18 protein-coding genes are annotated in these 16,608 nt (G+C 69.7%); 4 read left to right on the forward strand and 14 right to left on the reverse strand.

What is annotated here, in order from left to right:
* Positions 1-136: 136 nt before the first annotated feature.
* Complete coding sequence (locus tag QRN16_RS06550) at positions 137-676, forward strand: M23 family metallopeptidase (RefSeq protein ID WP_285185134.1); 540 nt, start codon at positions 137-139, stop codon at positions 674-676.
* Positions 677-683: 7 nt separating this feature from the next.
* On the opposite strand, the gene QRN16_RS06555 is transcribed toward QRN16_RS06550, so the two are convergent.
* From QRN16_RS06555 to QRN16_RS06570, 4 genes are all read right to left on the reverse strand, one after another.
* Complete coding sequence (locus QRN16_RS06555; RefSeq protein ID WP_502943981.1) at positions 684-1,856, reverse strand: MinD/ParA family ATP-binding protein; 1,173 nt, start codon at positions 1,854-1,856, stop codon at positions 684-686.
* A gap of 134 nt (positions 1,857-1,990) precedes the next feature.
* A complete protein-coding gene (locus QRN16_RS06560; RefSeq protein WP_027505033.1) occupies positions 1,991-2,920 on the reverse strand; it encodes a tyrosine recombinase XerC in 930 nt (309 codons plus the stop codon).
* Positions 2,904-3,647 carry a siderophore-interacting protein gene (locus QRN16_RS06565; protein ID WP_285185136.1) on the reverse strand — a complete coding sequence of 248 codons (744 nt, stop codon included), beginning with the start codon at positions 3,645-3,647 and terminating at the stop codon, positions 2,904-2,906. Before QRN16_RS06565 ends, QRN16_RS06560 begins: the two co-directional genes overlap by 17 nt.
* Positions 3,648-3,737: 90 nt before the next feature.
* A complete protein-coding gene (locus QRN16_RS06570) occupies positions 3,738-4,082 on the reverse strand; it encodes a histone-like nucleoid-structuring protein Lsr2 (RefSeq protein WP_027505031.1) in 345 nt (114 codons plus the stop codon).
* Positions 4,083-4,332: 250 nt separating this feature from the next.
* On the opposite strand from QRN16_RS06570, the gene QRN16_RS06575 reads away from it, so the two are divergent.
* Positions 4,333-5,664, forward strand: coding sequence for a DNA cytosine methyltransferase (locus QRN16_RS06575; protein ID WP_285185138.1), 1,332 nt, complete (start codon positions 4,333-4,335; stop codon positions 5,662-5,664).
* On the opposite strand, the gene dprA is transcribed toward QRN16_RS06575, so the two are convergent.
* The 3 genes from dprA to QRN16_RS06590 are packed head-to-tail and all read right to left on the reverse strand — an operon-like array spanning position 5,584 to position 8,605.
* Positions 5,584-6,741 carry a DNA-processing protein DprA gene (dprA, locus tag QRN16_RS06580; protein WP_285185140.1) on the reverse strand — a complete coding sequence of 386 codons (1,158 nt, stop codon included), beginning with the start codon at positions 6,739-6,741 and terminating at the stop codon, positions 5,584-5,586. The genes QRN16_RS06575 and dprA overlap by 81 nt on opposite strands.
* Positions 6,738-8,249, reverse strand: a complete 1,512-nt coding sequence (locus tag QRN16_RS06585) for a YifB family Mg chelatase-like AAA ATPase (RefSeq protein WP_285185143.1) — start codon at positions 8,247-8,249, stop codon at positions 6,738-6,740. Before QRN16_RS06585 ends, dprA begins: the two co-directional genes overlap by 4 nt.
* Positions 8,249-8,605, reverse strand: a complete 357-nt coding sequence (locus QRN16_RS06590; RefSeq protein ID WP_027505028.1) for a YraN family protein — start codon at positions 8,603-8,605, stop codon at positions 8,249-8,251. Before QRN16_RS06590 ends, QRN16_RS06585 begins: the two co-directional genes overlap by 1 nt.
* 198 nt (positions 8,606-8,803) lie before the next feature.
* Here QRN16_RS06590 and QRN16_RS06595 point away from each other — a divergent pair, with 198 nt between their 5' ends.
* Entirely contained in the window at positions 8,804-9,106 is a 303-nt protein-coding gene (locus QRN16_RS06595) for a hypothetical protein (RefSeq protein ID WP_204867859.1), read from the forward strand.
* Between the two features lie 19 nt (positions 9,107-9,125).
* On the opposite strand, the gene QRN16_RS06600 is transcribed toward QRN16_RS06595, so the two are convergent.
* From QRN16_RS06600 to QRN16_RS06625, 6 genes are all read right to left on the reverse strand, one after another.
* A complete protein-coding gene (locus tag QRN16_RS06600; protein WP_027505026.1) occupies positions 9,126-9,431 on the reverse strand; it encodes a DUF2469 domain-containing protein in 306 nt (101 codons plus the stop codon).
* Positions 9,432-9,438: 7 nt separating this feature from the next.
* Positions 9,439-10,182 (reverse strand): ribonuclease HII, encoded by a 744-nt coding sequence (locus QRN16_RS06605; RefSeq protein WP_056445340.1) that lies wholly within the window; start codon positions 10,180-10,182, stop codon positions 9,439-9,441.
* A gap of 11 nt (positions 10,183-10,193) precedes the next feature.
* Positions 10,194-10,949 carry a signal peptidase I gene (gene lepB, locus QRN16_RS06610; RefSeq protein WP_222630753.1) on the reverse strand — a complete coding sequence of 252 codons (756 nt, stop codon included), beginning with the start codon at positions 10,947-10,949 and terminating at the stop codon, positions 10,194-10,196.
* 112 nt (positions 10,950-11,061) lie between these two features.
* Complete coding sequence (gene rplS, locus QRN16_RS06615; protein ID WP_027505024.1) at positions 11,062-11,403, reverse strand: 50S ribosomal protein L19; 342 nt, start codon at positions 11,401-11,403, stop codon at positions 11,062-11,064.
* Between the two features lie 191 nt (positions 11,404-11,594).
* Entirely contained in the window at positions 11,595-12,452 is an 858-nt protein-coding gene (locus tag QRN16_RS06620; protein WP_502943982.1) for a hypothetical protein, read from the reverse strand.
* Between the two features lie 65 nt (positions 12,453-12,517).
* Positions 12,518-14,839, reverse strand: a complete 2,322-nt coding sequence (locus tag QRN16_RS06625; protein ID WP_285185161.1) for a Tex family protein — start codon at positions 14,837-14,839, stop codon at positions 12,518-12,520.
* 122 nt (positions 14,840-14,961) lie between these two features.
* Between QRN16_RS06625 and QRN16_RS06630 the strand changes: the two genes are divergently transcribed.
* Positions 14,962-15,918, forward strand: a complete 957-nt coding sequence (locus QRN16_RS06630; RefSeq protein WP_285185163.1) for a serine hydrolase — start codon at positions 14,962-14,964, stop codon at positions 15,916-15,918.
* 9 nt (positions 15,919-15,927) lie between these two features.
* Here QRN16_RS06630 and trmD read toward each other — a convergent pair whose 3' ends face one another.
* Positions 15,928-16,608, reverse strand: a complete 681-nt coding sequence (gene trmD, locus QRN16_RS06635) for a tRNA (guanosine(37)-N1)-methyltransferase TrmD (protein ID WP_056445343.1) — start codon at positions 16,606-16,608, stop codon at positions 15,928-15,930.

Below are 16,608 nucleotides of genomic sequence, written 5' to 3' on the forward strand. Positions count from 1 at the left end.
GGCCGCAGAAGTCAGTGTACGTCCGCGACGCCGCAGGTCATAACCGGGTCGACCGCCTGTGCACGGAGGACGGTCCGTCCCCGGGTACGGTGGCTCGACGCGGGACCACTGTCGTCGCGTTCGCAAGAGTGCGGGGATGACCTGTCTCCGCTCCGCCCGCCGTTGGTCGCCGCGTTCGGCGCTCGTGTCCGCGGCGCTGACGGCAGCCCTGCTGGCGTCCGGATCCGTAGCCGCCGCGGGCACGGACGGACGCCCGTTCGACTGGCCGCTGCAGCCCCGTCCCGCCGTGGTGACCCCGTACGACCCGCCACCCGAGCGGTGGCTGCCGGGCCATCGCGGCGTCGACCTCGACGCGGGCTCCGATCCGACACACACCGTCGTCGCGGCCGGGGACGGCGTCGTCGTGTTCGCAGGTGCGGTCGCCGGCCGCCCCGTCGTCTCGATCGACCATGCCGGCGGCCTCCGGACGACGTACGAGCCGGTCACGCCCACCGTCACGGTCGGCACCCGGCTGCGACGAGGTCAGCCGATCGGTGTACTCGAGGCAGGTCACCAGGGGTGCGGCGCCGCCTGGTGCCTGCACTGGGGAGCACGTCGCGGCCGTGACTACCTCGATCCCACAGCTCTCGTCGACCGCGGTGCGGTGGTGCTGAAACCCCTGGCCGACCCCGAGTGACGCGCCTTCAGTACGCGCGGTGACGCTGCGGCGTCGACTGCGGCGCGGACGCGTGCCGGCCCTCCGCGTCGGGGAAATCGTCCGCCATCATCGCCGCCAGGTCCATGAAGGCGGCGCGCGTGCGGGGGCGCAGTCGATCGAGATCGACGACGGAGCCCTCCGCCAGATGATCGTCGAAGGGAATCACCACGACGGCGCGGCAGCGCGCGAGGAAGTGCCGGGTGAGTTCGTCCATGTCGATGCTCGCGGCGCCCGGTCGGTGGGCGCTGATGACGACGACGGTCCGCTCGACGAGGTGCGCGTACCCGTGCAGCCCGAGCCAGTCGAGGGTCGCGGCGGCGCTCTTGGCGCCGTCGACCGCCGGCGAGCTGACGAGCACCAGTGCGTGCGCCAGCGACAGCACCCCCTCCATCGCCGAGTGCATGATGCCCGTGCCGCAGTCGGTGAGGATCAGGTTGTAGTGCGCTCGGAGGGTGTCGATGACCGCGCGGTAGTCCTGTTCGGTGAACGCCTCCGACGCGGCCGGGTCACGCTCCCCCGCGACGACCTCGAGACGACTCGACGACTGGGAGGTGTGCTCCCTGATGTCGGCGTAACTCCGGATGGTCGGCCGGGCAGCGAGGAGATCGCGCACCGTGGACATCGTCTGCCGCGGGACGCGCTCCCCCAGCGTTCCGAAGTCGGGGTTCGCGTCGACGGCGATGACGTCGTCGCGTCGCAAGGAAGCGAACACCGACCCCAGCCCGACGGTGACGGTCGTCTTGCCCACCCCGCCCTTGAGGGACAGGAAGGCGATCCGGTAATCGCTGCGCAGCGGCTGTCGAATGCGGTCGATCTGGTGGCGACGCTCCGCCTCGGAGGCGACCGCACCACGGCCACCCGGTCGCCCACTGCCCAGGACGCGATCCAGGGTGCGGCGCCACCCCGGCCGAGTGGAGGACGGGGCCGGCGAGACGAAGGGCGACCCGGGTCGGCGCACCGGACTCTCCGCACCGAAGGCGGCCGAGTCGCGTCGCGGATCGGCGAGGCCCGGATGGTGCGGTGCGGGAACGTGGGAGGGCGGAACGGACGGCCGAGAGAATCGTTCCGGTTCGGGCGGAGACCAGGCTCCGTTCGTACCCGCCCGGCTGCCGGGACCAGAGGAGTGCGGGCTGTCGTCTCGACGATCCACGGTCCCCACCCTCCTGTCGACGGTCTGCTCCGATTGCCGATCAGGGACGAACGGTGTGGTTCACAGCGCCGGCACGGTCACATCCCCCGTGCAGACGGTACCAAACGTGCACGAGCGTGCGAGGTGGTCGACAGGACCCGACGTCAGGCTCGCGGATGCGCCTGATCGTGGACCGCGCGCAGCCGCTCCACGGAGACATGGGTGTAGATCTGCGTCGTGGCGAGCGACGCGTGCCCGAGCAGTTCCTGCACCACGCGGAGATCGGCGCCGCCCTCGAGCAGGTGGGTCGCGGCGGAGTGTCGGAGGCCGTGCGGACCCAGGTCCGGGGCACCGGGCACGGCGGACAGCACCTCGTGCACCACCGAGCGCGCCTGCCGCTGATTCAGGCGTCCGCCGCGACGCCCCAGGAGCAGGGCCGCGCCGGAGTCCGGTGTGGCCAGGGCGGGGCGGCCCACGGTCGACCACTGCACCACCGCGTCCTCCGCGGGCGCGCCGAACGGTACGACGCGTTCCTTGTCGCCCTTGCCGAGGACGCGGAGCACCCGTCTGTCGAGATCCACGTCGTCCACATCGAGACCGCACAGTTCGCCGACCCGGATTCCGGTCGCGTACAGGAGCTCTACGACGACCCTGTCGCGCAGGGCCATCGGATCCTGTTGCTCGGCACCGGATGTCGCGGCCGTCATCGCGTCCCGAGCGTCACGCTCACGCAGCACGCCCGGGAGCGTCCGACGCGACGGCGGTGCCGACAGCCGCACCGCCGGGTCCGCGGTGAGTGCTCCGACGGTGCACGACCACGCGGTGAAGGTGCGCGCCGAACTCGCTCGACGCGCGAGAGTCGAGCGGGACACTCCCGCGACCGACATCGAGGCGAGCCACGAGCGCAGGGAGCGAAGTGTGATCACGTCGTCGAGTGCCGCGGACGGATCACCGTGCGCGTCTCGACAGAAGCCGATCAGAGCACGGGCGTCGCCGACGTACGCGCGCACGGTGTGCTCGGAGCGGTTGCGTTGCAGAGCGAGATGCTCGGTGAATCTCGCGAGGAGCGCGAGATCGTCAGGATTCGCTGGCAGCGAGTTCTCGCTTCCAGGTGCGGAATCCCTCCTCGGTGCGGCCACGACGCCAGTATCCCGATATCGAGGCCCATTCCGCAGTCACGCCACGCTCTTTGCGGATGTAAGGCCGGATCTCGTGCATCACGGACTGCGCTTCACCGTGCACGAAGACATGAGGCTGACCGGGCAGCCACTCCACCGCACGGACGGCGGCGGCCAGCGGTGAGCCACCCGGATCCTGGTCGCGGTACACCCAGCGGATGTCGGCAGAGGTCGGCGCCGCGATCTCGACGCGGTCCTCCGGACTCGCTGCTTCGAGCACCACTCGCGCGACGGCTCCCTCGGGAAGCGCCGCGAGTGCTGCGGAGATGGCGGGCACGCCCGTCTCGTCGCCGGCGAGAAGGTGCCAGTCTGCGTCCGCACGAGGCGAGTACGCGCCGGCGGGACCGAAGAACGAGAGCTGGTCCCCCGCCGCGGCGCTCAGCGCCCACGGGCCGGCGACACCCTCGTCGCCGTGGACGACGAAGTCGATGGCGACTTCGCGGGCCTGCGTGTCCACCGATCGCACCGTGTAGGTGCGCAACGTCGGCTCGTCGGCGTCACCGAAGTGCAGCTTGACGTAGCTGTCGGTGAACTCGGATTGCGCGAACTCGTCGAAGTTCGCACCGCCGAGCACCACGCGCACCATGTGCGGGGTGAGCCGCTCGGTGCGGAGAACGGTCAGGGTGGTCAGTCGTCGCGCCACAGGGCACCTCCATCGGGTACGGGCCTTGCCGCCGGTGGGGCGCAAGACGTGGTTAGCCTACCCTAATTCGCCGACCGGCCCCACGACAGGTCAGTGCGCGGCGTCGTACGCGTCCTGGATCTCCTGGCTGATGCGCCCGCGGGTGCTGACCTCGAAGCCGTTCTCCTTGGCCCACGCCCGCACGTCCTGCAGATTCTGGCGGCCCTTCTTCGGCGCCGCGGCGGACCCGTTCCGGCGAGACTTCTTGCCGCCCACCTTCTCCGCGTGTTCGATCCAGAATGCGAATTGGTCGTACAACTCGTTGGCGTGCTTGCTGTTGAGATCGATCGAATAGGACACGCCTCCGACCGCGAACTCGACCGTCTCGCCCTGCCCGTCCTTGATGAGTGAACCGTCGACATCGTCGATCATTTGGACGGTGGTGCGTCGTGCCATTGTTCTGCGCTCCTCGATACCGGGTGGAGAAAGAATTTCCTCCAAGATAACAGCCGAGATGGCCGACATCGTGACACCGACCCGACACCGCCCTGACAACATCCGAATCACGACATCTCGGTCGTGAATTCGCCGACCTGTTGTTCGTGACCGACACGGGACGATCGGGCTCACCGCGGTCGCCGGTACTGTGACGAACGCATACTCGACGCGGCCACTCCCGTCGACGTCGGCCACGAAGGGTTCACGGATGACCGCACAGAGTTTCTCGGAAACGCGTGCCGTGTCGTCGACGACGAGACCGTCCGGTTCGCTGACCTTCGTCGATCTCTTCAGCGGTGCGGGCGGAATGAGTTGCGGCTTCGCACGACACGGCGCGTTCGAGGTAGTCGGCGCGGCGGACGCACAACTGGGTAAACCGAGCAGTGCGCGCGGATCTCTCGAATGCAATGCGTCCTACGAGGCGAATATCGGAACGGTGCCGCACGCCGTGGATCTTTCCGCTGTCACCGGGGCCGAGTTGGCGCGACTCTTCGCCCCGCGTCTGAACGGACGACCACTCGACGTACTCAGTGCGTGCCCGCCGTGCACCGGCTTCTCCCGTGCAAATCCTCGAAATCATCTCACCGACGATCCACGCAATTCGCTCGTGACCCGTGTCGCCGACTCCGTCGAGGCTCTGCGCCCGATCGTCCTCGTCATGGAAAACGCACGAGAATTGGTCGGCGGTAATTTCCGTGGTCATCTCGACGCGTTGGCTCTGCGGTTGGATCACCTCGGCTACGACGTCGATGCCTCGGTGCACATGCTCAGTACGGTCGGCTTACCGCAACGACGCGAGAGATCCCTGGTGGTCGCGGTGCGGCGCGATCACGAATTGCACACTCTTTCCGAATTGTGGGAGGGCACGACCATCGCACCGGAGGCGATCACGGTGCGTCGCGCGATCGGCCACCTGCCCCGCGTCGAGGCCGGTGAGACGGCGTCCGGCGATCCGATGCACCTCTCGCCCAGCATCGGTCGTGAGTCGACCCGCCGCCGCCTCCACGCCCTCCCCCACGACGGCGGTTCCTGGCTCGACCTCAGGTCCGCCCCCGGCGGCGACGACCACCTGACGCCCGCGATGCAGCGCCTCGTCGCCGCCGGGCGCCTGGGGTCGCACCCCGACGTCTACGGCCGACTGTGGTGGGACCGTCCCGCGCCCACCGTCAAACGGGAGTGCGCCCACTTCGGCAACGGCCGCTACACCCATCCCGAGCAGGACCGGCTGTGCACGGTGCGAGAGTTGGCCCTGCTGAACGGTTTTCCGGACGACTACGTGTTCCGCGCGCGATCGCTGTCGAACATGTACCGCCACGTCGGGGACGCGGTACCGCCGCTCGTGTCCGCTCAGCTCGCCGCGCTGTGCACCTGGATCATCAGCGGCGTCAAGCCGGACCTGCGCGACGCGATCCTGCCCGGCACCTCCCTGCGGGCAGAGGACCTGCTCCCGGCACAGCCCTCACCGGATCTTCTCGATGCGCACCCATCCCGCCTCGTCGCGGCCGGCGTGTCCCTCGATCTCGAGGACCACCAGCGCTGACCGCACCGCCGACACGGGCACGCCGGAGTCCACGGACAGTTGCTGCACCGTTCGGGCTCCCGTGGCCGGGAACGCGTCCAGCACGCGGGCGGGAGTCTGCGGCAGGCGATCGAGATCGCGGCCGAACAGGGCGTCCCGGTCGTCGTCGTCCTCGACACCCGCACCCACCGCACCCGCCTCGGCCACCACGTCCCGGGCACCCGTCACCAGACGCGCTTCGCCCTCGCGGATCATCCGGTGGCACCCCGTCGACGACGCGGACGTCACCGGCCCCGGTACCGCCATGACCGGTCGCCCCAGTGCCCGTGCCCACGACGCCGTGTTACGCGCCCCGCTGCGCCATCCCGCCTCGACCACGACCACGCCGTCACACAGTGCGGCCACCAGCCTGTTGCGGGAGAGGAAGCGGTACCGGGCGGGTGGTGTGCCCGGCGGATACTCCGACACCACCGCACCCGTCTCCGACACTCTCCGCAGCAGACGCCCGTGCCCCGCCGGGTACGCCCGGTCGACGCCGCACGCCAGCACCGCCACCGTGCAGCCGCCCACGCCCAGCGCGGCGCGATGCGCCGCACCGTCGATGCCGTACGCGCCGCCGGAGACCACCGTCCACCCGTCCACGGCCAGGTCTCCCGCGATCTCACCCGTCACGTGCTCCCCGTAGCTCGTCGCGGCGCGCGTTCCCACCACGGCCACCGCCCGCTCCGTGGACGACGCCACCGGCGCCGGACCCACCACCCACAACGCCAACGGCGCACCGCCGTCGCGAGTGGGCAGAGCCCCGTCCGGCCGCTCGAATCCGAGGAACCGCCAGGCGGGCCACTCCTCGTCCGACGGCACCACCAGTCGACCGTCCATCGCAGCCATCAGGTCGAGGCTCGCCGCGGCGGTGTCGAGATGTGCCCGCGCCGACACGCGGTCCCACACCGCCTTCGGAACGTCCCCGGTGCGCATCGTCGCCGCGGCGTCCACCACTCCGCGCGAGGCAATGAGCTGCTCGACGGCGCGCGACGGACCCTGCACCACCGTCGAGACGTACGCCCACGCCAGGGTCTCCGGATTCTGCGCTCCACTCACACGCCACTCCCCTGTTCGCGAAAACTCATCGCCGACGCCACGCACTCGGGTCCCGGAGACATCCGCCCCTCGAGGTCGCCGAGCGTCCAGGCCAAGCGCAGGATGCGGTCCGCGCCCCGCGCCGTGATGCCACCGCGCCGCAGCGCCCGTTCGATCGGAATCAATGCTTCGCGTTCGAGCCGGAAGCGCTGGCGCAGAGCCGATCCGGGTACTTCGGCATTGGTCCGCCAGCCGAACTCGGACCACCGTTCCGCCGCCGCCTGCCGCGCTGCCGTCACTCTGCCGCGCACCACCTCGGTCGTCTCCCCCACGTCATCGGTCAACATTCCGGTCGCAGCGGGCTGCATCGACAGCCGCAGGTCCACCCGGTCGAGCAGTGGTCCGGACAGCTTGCCGAGGTAGCGCCGGCGGGCGTTCGGCGCACACACGCAGTCGGCGGTCCGCGGCGAGGCGCACGGACACGGATTGGCCGCCAGCACCAGTTGGAAGCGAGCGGGATAGCGGGCGACCCCGTCGCGCCGCGCGATGCGCACCTCGCCGTCCTCCAGCGGGGTACGCAGTGCCTCCAGCACGCGCACCGACATCTCGGCGCACTCGTCGAGGAAGAGCACGCCGTGGTGCGCCCGGCTCACTGCACCCGGTCGCGCCATGCCGCTTCCGCCGCCCACCAGTGCCGCCACCGAGGTGGTGTGATGCGGCGCGATGAACGGGGCGGTGGTGATCAACGGACACTCCGCCGTGAGTGTCCCCGCGACGGAGTGCACCGCCGTCACCTCCAGGGCCTGACCCTCCGTCAGCGGCGGCAGCAGTCCGGGCAGCCGACCCGCGAGCATCGTCTTGCCGATACCGGGCGGCCCCGTGAACATCAGATGGTGTGCGCCGGCGGCCGCGACCTCGAGAGCCCAGCGTGCTTCGGACTGTCCGACCACGTCGGCGAGATCGCCGTACCGGGGCTCCGGACCCGGCCGTGTCGGCATCGGTTCCGGGAGAGTGCACCGGTGCGAGAGCCACTCGATCACCTGCCGCAGATGCGCGGCCCCGAGAACCTCGATCCCGCCCACCAGGCCCGCCTCGGCGAGGCTGTCCTGCGGCACCACCACGCGGGTCCACCCCGCTCCGCGTGCGGCGAGCACGGCGGGAAGGACCCCTCGCACGCTCCGCACCCGCCCGTCGAGTGCCAGCTCACCCACCAGCACCGTCGAGGCCAACAGACCCGGCGGCACCACCTTGGCGGCGCCGAGCACCGCGCACGCCAGTGCCAGGTCGTACACGGATCCCACTTTGGGGAGTGTGGCCGGCGACAGCGCGAGCACCACCTTGGACGCGGGCCAGCTCTGGCCGGAGTTGTTCACCGCGGCCCGCACTCGGTCCCGTGACTCCTGCAGCGCCGCATCGGGGAGTCCGACCACGTGCACGCCCGGCAGGCCCCGCCCCACGTCGGCCTCGATCTCCACGAGGATGCCGTCGATGCCCGTGACGGCGACCGAGAACGTCCGTCCCAGCGCCATCAGAACGCCGCCCTCAGATGCGAGAGCAGAGGCCCCCGGCCGTCGGCGATCACGACCTCCACGACGTCGAACCGCACCGGCACCCACGGACCGGACCGCTCGGCGAGCCACAGCCCGGCCAGCCGGTGGATGCGCTGCGCCTTCGCCGGCGTGACCGCCTCGGCCGGAGTGCCGTACCCGTCGCCGGAGCGGGTCTTCACCTCGACGAACACGACGGTGTCGCCGTCCACGCCGATGATGTCGACCTCGCCGTGCCGGCACCGCCAGTTGCGGTCGAGAATGCGCAGACCCACCGTCGTCAGATACGACGCGGCAGCTTCCTCGCCCGCTCTGCCCATTTCCGCGTTCGTCGCCATGGCTCTCCTCGCCGACCCGGTGCCCGGTGGTGGGCACACCCGGTGTCGGAGCACGACTGTGCAGGCACGCGGCGACCGTGCCGCGGCGCCGACCTGCGGCCGCAGAAAACCCGGGGACGACGCTCGACCCGGGGATGACGGACCACCGAAACCCCCTGTTGCGCGGCGCTCGGCCGTGGGGTTTGCGATGATCGGGTCATGAACACTGCACGCGACTCGTCGGCGAGCGGGACGCCGTCCGGCAGTGAGTTCCTTCTCCGCCGCGTGCCGGACGATCGGCGGCCCGCTCACCCCTACGCACTGCTGTGGACGTCGAACGATGCGCTGGGTCGGGAATCGACCAGGGAGGTGGGGTGCGGCGACTACTCGTGGGCGCTACGGACGGCACGCATCCTGTCCATTCCGCGCGCGTCGATCGAGCACGACCAGCGCGGCGGCGTGGACGACGGCTACGAGGGGTGGCACCTCAACGCGCGAATCCTGGGAACGGATCAGCGCTGATTCACTCGGGAAGTCCCCGTCACTCGGGAAGTCGCAGATCCGGCTTGTCGAGTTCCTCGATGTTGACGTCCTTGAACGTGATCACCCGGACGTGCTTGACGAAGCGCGCGGGTCGGTACATGTCCCACACCCACGCATCGGACATCCGCACCTCGAAGTAGATCTCACCGTCCGCGTTCCGCGGGATCATCTCCACCGAGTTCGCGAGATAGAAGCGACGCTCGGTCTCCACCACGTAGGTGAACTGGCCGACGATGTCGCGGTACTCCCGGTACAGCGACAGTTCCATCTCGGTTTCGTACTTCTCGAGATCCTCGGCACTCATGCCGCCATCATCGCGCATCGGCGCCCTCGTGTTCCCATCGACCCCGCTCCTGCGGCGACACCGTCGGTGCGGCGCCGGCATCCTCGAGGCAGGCGACGTTCGACCACGAGCGACGGTGCTCCCGGCTCGCCCCGAGACGGGCGAGGGCGTCCGTGTGCAGCGTCGTGTTGTAGCCCTTGTGTACGGAGAAGTCGTAGCCGGGAATGTCTCCGTCGAGTGAGCGCATGATGCGGTCGCGATGCACCTTGGCGAGCACGCTCGCGGCGGCGATACATGCCGCGGTGGCGTCACCACCGATCACCGGGAGTGACGGCGCGGGAAGCCCGGGCACCCGAAAACCGTCGGTCAGGACGTACCCGGGGTCGACCGACAGTCCGGCGACCGCGCGGCGCATGCCCTCGATGTTGGCGACGTGGATACCGATGCGGTCGATCTCGGCCGCGGGGACGGTGACGATCGAGTATGCCGTCGCCCAGCGGATCACCTTCGGAAACAACGACTCCCGCGTCTTCTCGCTCAACTTCTTCGAGTCGTCCAGAAGGTCCAGCGCGGCGCGGGCGCGATCGCCCAGGATGCACGCGGCGATGACCAGTGGGCCCGCACAGGCGCCACGACCCGCTTCGTCCACGCCCGCCACGGGCCCGAGACCCGACCGGAGAAGTGCCGACTCCATGGTGCGCATACCACCCGCACGCCGGATGACGGTGCGCGGCGGCCACGACGTCCGGGAGAGCCGCGTGGTCGACTTCATGGGCCCCGAACTCACTGCCCCTGGATGTCCGGATCGTCGATGAGACCCCAGCGACCGGGCGGCAGCACGATGGCCTGCGCCTTGCCGATCACGTTGTCCAGCGGGATGGTTCCCTGCAGTTCGTCGGCGACGTGGAAGCGCGAGTCGGCGGAGTTGCTGCGGTTGTCACCCATGACCCACACGTTGCCCTCGGGCACGGTGACGGGCCCGAAGCACCGCCCGGAACGGATCGGGGTGTCGCACGTGAGCGTGCCGGGCACGAAGTCGAAGTCCATGGTGATGTACGGCTCGTCGAGCGGCTTGCCGTCGACGAGAACGCGTCCCTGCTCGTCGCAGCACTCGACGGTCTGACCGCCGGTGGCGATGACGCGCTTGACCAGATCGTTCTCGTCCGGTGCGACCAGGCCGACGAGGGATCCGAGTTCCTGGGCGCCGCGGACGACGACGTTGGACGACCGCGTGGAGACGTAGTCGCCGTCCCAGGACGGCGGTCCGCGGAACACGACGACGTCACCGGCCGTCGGATCGCCGAAGCGGTACCCGATCTTCTCCACGACGATGCGGTCACCGGTGCAACCAGTGCAGCCGTGCAAGGTCGGCTCCATCGATTCCGAGGGGATCAGGTACACCCTCGCGACGAAGGTCTGCAAGAGGAAGCTGAGCACCAGGGCGACCAGGATGAGAATCGGGAGCTCACGCCAGAAGGACCGTGGCTTCTTGGTTCGCTGCGCCTCGTCGTTGTCGTCGCCCGCGCGCTCGTCCGTCACGGGTCAAGATTAGCGGCAGCGCCGCGGTGCAGAACGGCCGGGACGCAGAACGGCCGGACACCGGGGAACGAGTCCCCTGTGTCCGGCCGTCCAGCGAGTGGAACGCCGAAGATCAGCGCTTCTCCTTGATCTTGGCTGCCTTGCCGCGCAGCTCGCGCAGGTAGTACAGCTTCGCGCGACGCACGTCACCGCGGGTCAGCACGTCGATCTGGGCGATGTTCGGGGTGTGGACGGGGAAGGTGCGCTCCACGCCGACGCCGAAGGACACCTTGCGGACCGTGAAGGTCTCGCGGATGCCGCCACCCTGACGCCGAATGACGACGCCCTTGAAGATCTGCACGCGCTCCTTGGAGCCCTCGATGACCTTCACGTGCACGTTCAGTGTGTCGCCCGGGCGGAACTCGGGAATGTCGCTGCGCAGCGACTGCTTGTCCAGGAAATCCAGGGTGTTCATGGTTCATCCTTGCTGTGACGAGATCTCGAGCAGAGGACCCGAGCGGCTGCCGTCGGCGGATGCCGTCGACGCTCGACTGGTTCGTACTCCGAATAGGTGTCCACCGGATGCCGGGCATGCGAGTAGCACGCCCGGTGTCAGGCAACCCCACGATTGTGCCAGAGAACCGGTGCCCGACGAAATCGGCCGGATCAGCCCGCGCCGATCGATTCGCGATCGGGGCGCGACTCCCCCGGCGCCGGCGCCGGAACGACGATGCGATCGAGTTCGTCCTCGGCAGCGGCGCGCACGTGCGCGACGTCGGGCGTGCCCGCGATGGCGTCCTGCATCCAGATCTTCGCGCGGACGACGGGACGGCGCAGGTTGCGCTCGCGCCGCAGGGCTTTCTCCATCCGCCGCGGGCGTCGGGTGTAGCGCCAGCGCGCCCAGGGTGACCCCGGCCGGCCGATCCGGATCGCGCCGATCACGAGCAGCGGCAGGAAGAACAGGCCGGCGAGCCCGGTCCAGATCTTGCCCTTCGCGAGGACGATCGCGGCGAGGAGGAGATTGAGCGCGGCCAGGACGACGATGATGCTCCGCACCGCGACGCTGGGATCGTCACGGAAGCCGGCCACGTCGAAGAACTCGAGCGGTTTGAGACCGAACAGCAGCATGACGGTGGCGGCCACGGCGACAAAGACCGCGTCGACGGAGGTGCGGCCCTGCTCGGCCCAGTACACGTCCTCCAGATAGAAGATGAGCGCGAACTCGTCGAGTACCAGTGCCGCACCGATACCGAAGAACGCCGCGAGCGCCGCGCCCGTGGTCTGGGTGCCGTCGACGTACACGGTGATCATCGCGATACCCGAGACCAGCATGGCGACCACACCGAACACGACGTGATGCACGTGGTGTCCGCCCGGCGTGACGTTGCCCGGCCACCAGGACACCTGCGCGCGGATCATGCGGACGCTGAACCGGATGAAGACGAACCCGGCGATGAACCCGACGAGGAAGAACAGCAGCGGGATGCGCCCCTCGTCGGAGACGTGGTGCATCCACCGCTCCATCGCAGCGCCTTCCTGCCGTGCCCGTCCTGTGACGAGGAAGTCTATCCGCGCCGCCGCGACACCCTCTACTTTCCGAAGCCCGCCTTCCGCAGGGCATCGGCCATCGATCCCGTTGCCGCGGCCGGTGCCGAGGACTGCGCTCCCTTGCGCGGTCCGGCTCCGGTCTTCTGCCGGTTCCGGGCGCCCTGGCCTCCCGACCCGCCGCGTGGAGCCGATGCCGCTGCCGTACCGCCGATCTCGTCGGTCAGTCGCAAGGACAGACCGATCCGCTGGCGCGGCAGGTCGACCTCCATGACCTTCACGCGCACGACCTGTCCGGACTTGACGACGTCGTGCGGGTCCGAGACGAAGCGGTCGGACATCGCCGAGACGTGGACGAGTCCGTCCTGGTGCACGCCCACGTCGACGAAGGCGCCGAAGGCCGCCACGTTGGTCACCACTCCCTCGAGCACCATGCCCGGTCGGAGGTCGGCGACCTTCTCGACACCGGCCGCGAAGGTGGCGGTGGCGAACTCCGGACGCGGATCGCGGCCGGGCTTCTCGAGCTCGGACAGGATGTCGGTGACGGTCGGGAGTCCGAACCGGTCGTCGACGAAGTCCTGCGGGCGCAGGGACCGCAGCACTCGCTCGTTGCCGATCACCTCACGGACTCCCATGCCGGCCCTGTCGACGATGCGGCGCACCACGGGATACGCCTCGGGGTGCACGCTCGACCGGTCGAGGGGGTCGTCGCCGTCGGTGATGCGGAGGAACCCGGCGCACTGCTCGAAGGCCTTGGGCCCGAGCCGCGGAACCTTCTGCAGTGCGGATCGGGATCGGAAGGGGCCGTTCTCGTCGCGGTGCGCGACGATCGACTCGGCGAGAGTGGTGGCCACGCCGGAGACGCGCGCGAGCAGAGGCACGCTGGCGGTGTTGACGTCGACGCCGACCGCGTTCACCGCGTCCTCGACGACGGCGCCCAGGGAACGCGCCAACATGGATTCCGAGACGTCGTGCTGGTACTGCCCCACGCCGATCGACTTCGGGTCGATTTTCACCAGTTCCGCGAGGGGATCCTGCAGACGACGGGCGATGGAGACCGCGCCGCGGATCGAGACGTCGAGATCGGGCAGTTCGCGCGACCCGTAGGCGGACGCGGAGTACACGGAGGCGCCGGCCTCGGAGACCATCGCCTTGGTCAAGTTCGCGTCCGGGTACCTCGCGATGAGTTCCGCCGCCAGCGCGTCGGTCTCACGCGACGCGGTGCCGTTGCCGATGGCCAGCAGATCGACACGGTGCTTCGCCGCCAGTGCGGCCAGCGTCGCGAGCGCCTCGTTCCACTTGCCCTGGGGCTTGTGCGGATAGATGGTGTCGTACGCGAGGACCTTGCCGGTGGGGTCCACGATCGCGACCTTGGTTCCCGTGCGGAACCCGGGGTCGAGGCCCATGGTGGTGCGACTGCCGGCGGGCGCAGCCAACAGCAGGTCCTTAAGGTTGGAGGCGAAGACGTCGACCGCGCGCTCCTCCGCGGACTGCCGGAGGCGCATGCGGGTGTCGATGCCCAGGCTGACCAGAAGCTTGGTCCGCCACGCCCATCGCACCGTGTCCAGGAGCCACCGATCGGCCGCACGGCCGTGGTCGCCGATACCGAAGCGCGCCGCGATGCGGGTCTCGTACACCGACGCGGTACCGGGTGCGGGTTCGTCGGTGTTCGGCTCCGGATCCATCGTGAGGGAGAGCACCTCCTCCTTCTCCCCGCGCAGGACTGCCAGTACTCGATGGGACGGAACGGAGGTGAAGGACTCGGAGAACGCGAAGTAGTCGGAGAACTTCGCACCGTCCGTCTCCTTGCCCGGTCGCACCGCGCTGGTCAACCGGCCACGGGTCCACATCAGCTCGCGCAGCGACCCGACGAGGTCGGCGTCCTCGGCGAAGTGCTCGACGAGGATCGCGCGCGCACCGGCGAGCTGCTCCTCGTCGAAGGACGTCGGATCGGTGGTCGGATCGGACAGCAGGGCGTCCGCCACGGGCTGGTGGCCGGCCTCGCGCGCGATCTGCGCCTTGGTGCGGCGCTTCGGTTTGAACGGGAGGTAGATGTCCTCGAGGCGCGCCTTGGTGTCCGCGAGCACGATCGAGTCCTCGAGCGCGTCGTCGAGCTTGCCCTGCGAGCGGATGGACTCGAGAATCGCGGCGCGGCGCTCGTCGAGCTCGCGCAGGTATCGCAGTCGCTCGTCGATCGTGCGCAGCTGGGTGTCGTCGAGCGTGCCCGTGACCTCCTTGCGGTAGCGCGCGATGAACGGCACCGTCGCACCCCCGTCGAGCAGGTCCACGGCGGCGCGTACGCGCTCCTCCGCGACGTCGAGCTCCTCGGCGATCCGGCGATTGACAGATTTCACAGCGGTCGTCACGGCGATGGACCCTACCGCGCCGGTACCGTGGAGTGACGGTGCCGCCCCGGGTTCCGAGCGCCGACGCGCCCGGTACGTCCACTCTCGAATGTGGGGGCACTCGATGACAGAACGGTAGTCACGTGACAACTCCTTCGGCGCGCCTGCGACGAGCCTCCACCATGATGGCGGCGGTGGCGCTCGCCACCACGATGGCGGCGGCCTGCGCGCAGCCGGCCGAGCCGGCGGCGACGACGATCCCGGTCGCACCGGAGTTCCCCGAACCCGAGATGCCGATGGCACCGGACCTCACCGGCCGCCTGCAGCAGGCACTCGACGGCGCGGCCGCTCGCGGCGCGACGCTCTCCATCGGCTTCCTCGATCGGGAGACCGGGACGTACATGGGTTCCGGTGACAACGATCCGATCGAGACGGCGTCGGTGGTCAAGTTGTTCATCGCCGACGATCTGCTCTACCGCTCGTCGCGCGGCGAGTTCGCCCTCGACGAGGAGTTCCGTGCCCTCATCGCGCCGATGCTCTCGTCGTCGGACGACAGTGCGGCACAGGTCCTGTGGGACGCCGCCGGTGGATCCGACGTCGTGGCACGCGTCGCCGGCCGCTACGGCCTGCCCGCCACCGCCGCGTCGGCGGACGGGATCTGGTGGAACACCCGGACCACCGCGGCGGACCTGGTGCGGTACTACGACGCCGTCCTCGACGGCACCGGCGGACTGAACCCGGCGGACCGGGCGACCGTCGTCGGAGACCTCGAGGCCTTCACCCCCGAGGGAGCGGACGGCTATCCCCAGACCTTCGGCATCCCGCGGGCACTCCCGGGCGAGACGGTCCGCGGGGTCAAGCAAGGGTGGATGTGCTGCGTCGACGGTCGGTGGATCCACCTGAGCACGGGGTTCGTCGGCGACGGAGAACGCTACGTGGTGGCGGTGCTCTCGCGGGAGGATCCCTGGTACGGCGCGGACGGCGGCAGCGCGGAGACGACGGCGGACACCGCGGTGACGGACGACGACGGCGCCAAGCACGCGCGCGTCACCGTCACCGGCGCGCTGAAGATCCTGTTCCCCACCGGGGTCGTCGCCTGAGGGATCGCGTCAGGGCAGGAGGTCGGGCCGGCGCTGAGCGGTACGCTCGAGCGACTGTTCCCGCCGCCACTGTTCGATGCGGGAGTGGTTGCCGGACAACAGAACCGGCGGCACGTCCAGGCCGCGCCACGTGGCCGGTCGGGTGTAGCCAGGCCCCTCGAGGAGACCGTCGGAGAACGAGTCCTGTTGGTGCGAGAGCTGATTGCCCAGGACGCCGGGCAGCAGCCGCGTCACGGCCTCGGTCATCACCAGCACCGCGGCCTCGCCGCCGATGAGCACGTAGTCCCCGATGCTGACCTCCTCGACGCGCACCCGAGTCGCCGCGTCATCGAAGACTCGCTGATCGATGCCCTCGTAGCGGCCGCATGCGAACACCAGATGATCCTCGCGCGACCATCTCTCGGCGGTGCGCTGGGTGAAGGGCACTCCGGCGGGCGTGGGCACCACCAGGATCGGGTCGGCGTCGCGCATGACGTCGTCCAACGCGTCTCCCCACACCGTCGGCTTCATGACCATGCCGGGGCCGCCGCCGTAGGGCGAGTCGTCGACCGCCTTGTGCACGTCGTGTGTCCAGTCCCGGAGGTCGTGGACACCGAGGGTCACCAGACCGTTCTGCACGGCCTTGCCCAGCAGCGCGGTACGCATGGGCTCGAGGTACTCGGGGAAGATCGTCACCACGTCGATACGCAT

This window comes from Rhodococcus sp. MEB041 (genome assembly GCF_030208955.1).
Classification (GTDB): domain Bacteria; phylum Actinomycetota; class Actinomycetes; order Mycobacteriales; family Mycobacteriaceae; genus Rhodococcoides.

Coding starts and splice junctions, on each gene's coding strand:
- QRN16_RS06590 (WP_027505028.1), bottom strand. CDS start 8,605: ATGGCGACGAACGCGGAAATGGGCAGAGCGGGCGAGGAAGCTGCCGCG.
- QRN16_RS06605 (WP_056445340.1), bottom strand. CDS start 10,182: ATGAAGTCGACCACGCGGCTCTCCCGGACGTCGTGGCCGCCGCGCACC.
- QRN16_RS06585 (WP_285185143.1), bottom strand. CDS start 8,249: ATGGCGCTGGGACGGACGTTCTCGGTCGCCGTCACGGGCATCGACGGC.
- rplS (WP_027505024.1), bottom strand. CDS start 11,403: ATGAACACCCTGGATTTCCTGGACAAGCAGTCGCTGCGCAGCGACATT.
- trmD (WP_056445343.1), bottom strand. CDS start 16,608: ATGCGTATCGACGTGGTGACGATCTTCCCCGAGTACCTCGAGCCCATG.
- QRN16_RS06595 (WP_204867859.1), top strand. CDS start 8,804: ATGAACACTGCACGCGACTCGTCGGCGAGCGGGACGCCGTCCGGCAGT.
- QRN16_RS06620 (WP_502943982.1), bottom strand. CDS start 12,452: ATGGAGCGGTGGATGCACCACGTCTCCGACGAGGGGCGCATCCCGCTG.
- QRN16_RS06575 (WP_285185138.1), top strand. CDS start 4,333: ATGACCGCACAGAGTTTCTCGGAAACGCGTGCCGTGTCGTCGACGACG.
- QRN16_RS06600 (WP_027505026.1), bottom strand. CDS start 9,431: ATGAGTGCCGAGGATCTCGAGAAGTACGAAACCGAGATGGAACTGTCG.
- QRN16_RS06570 (WP_027505031.1), bottom strand. CDS start 4,082: ATGGCACGACGCACCACCGTCCAAATGATCGACGATGTCGACGGTTCA.
- QRN16_RS06550 (WP_285185134.1), top strand. CDS start 137: ATGACCTGTCTCCGCTCCGCCCGCCGTTGGTCGCCGCGTTCGGCGCTC.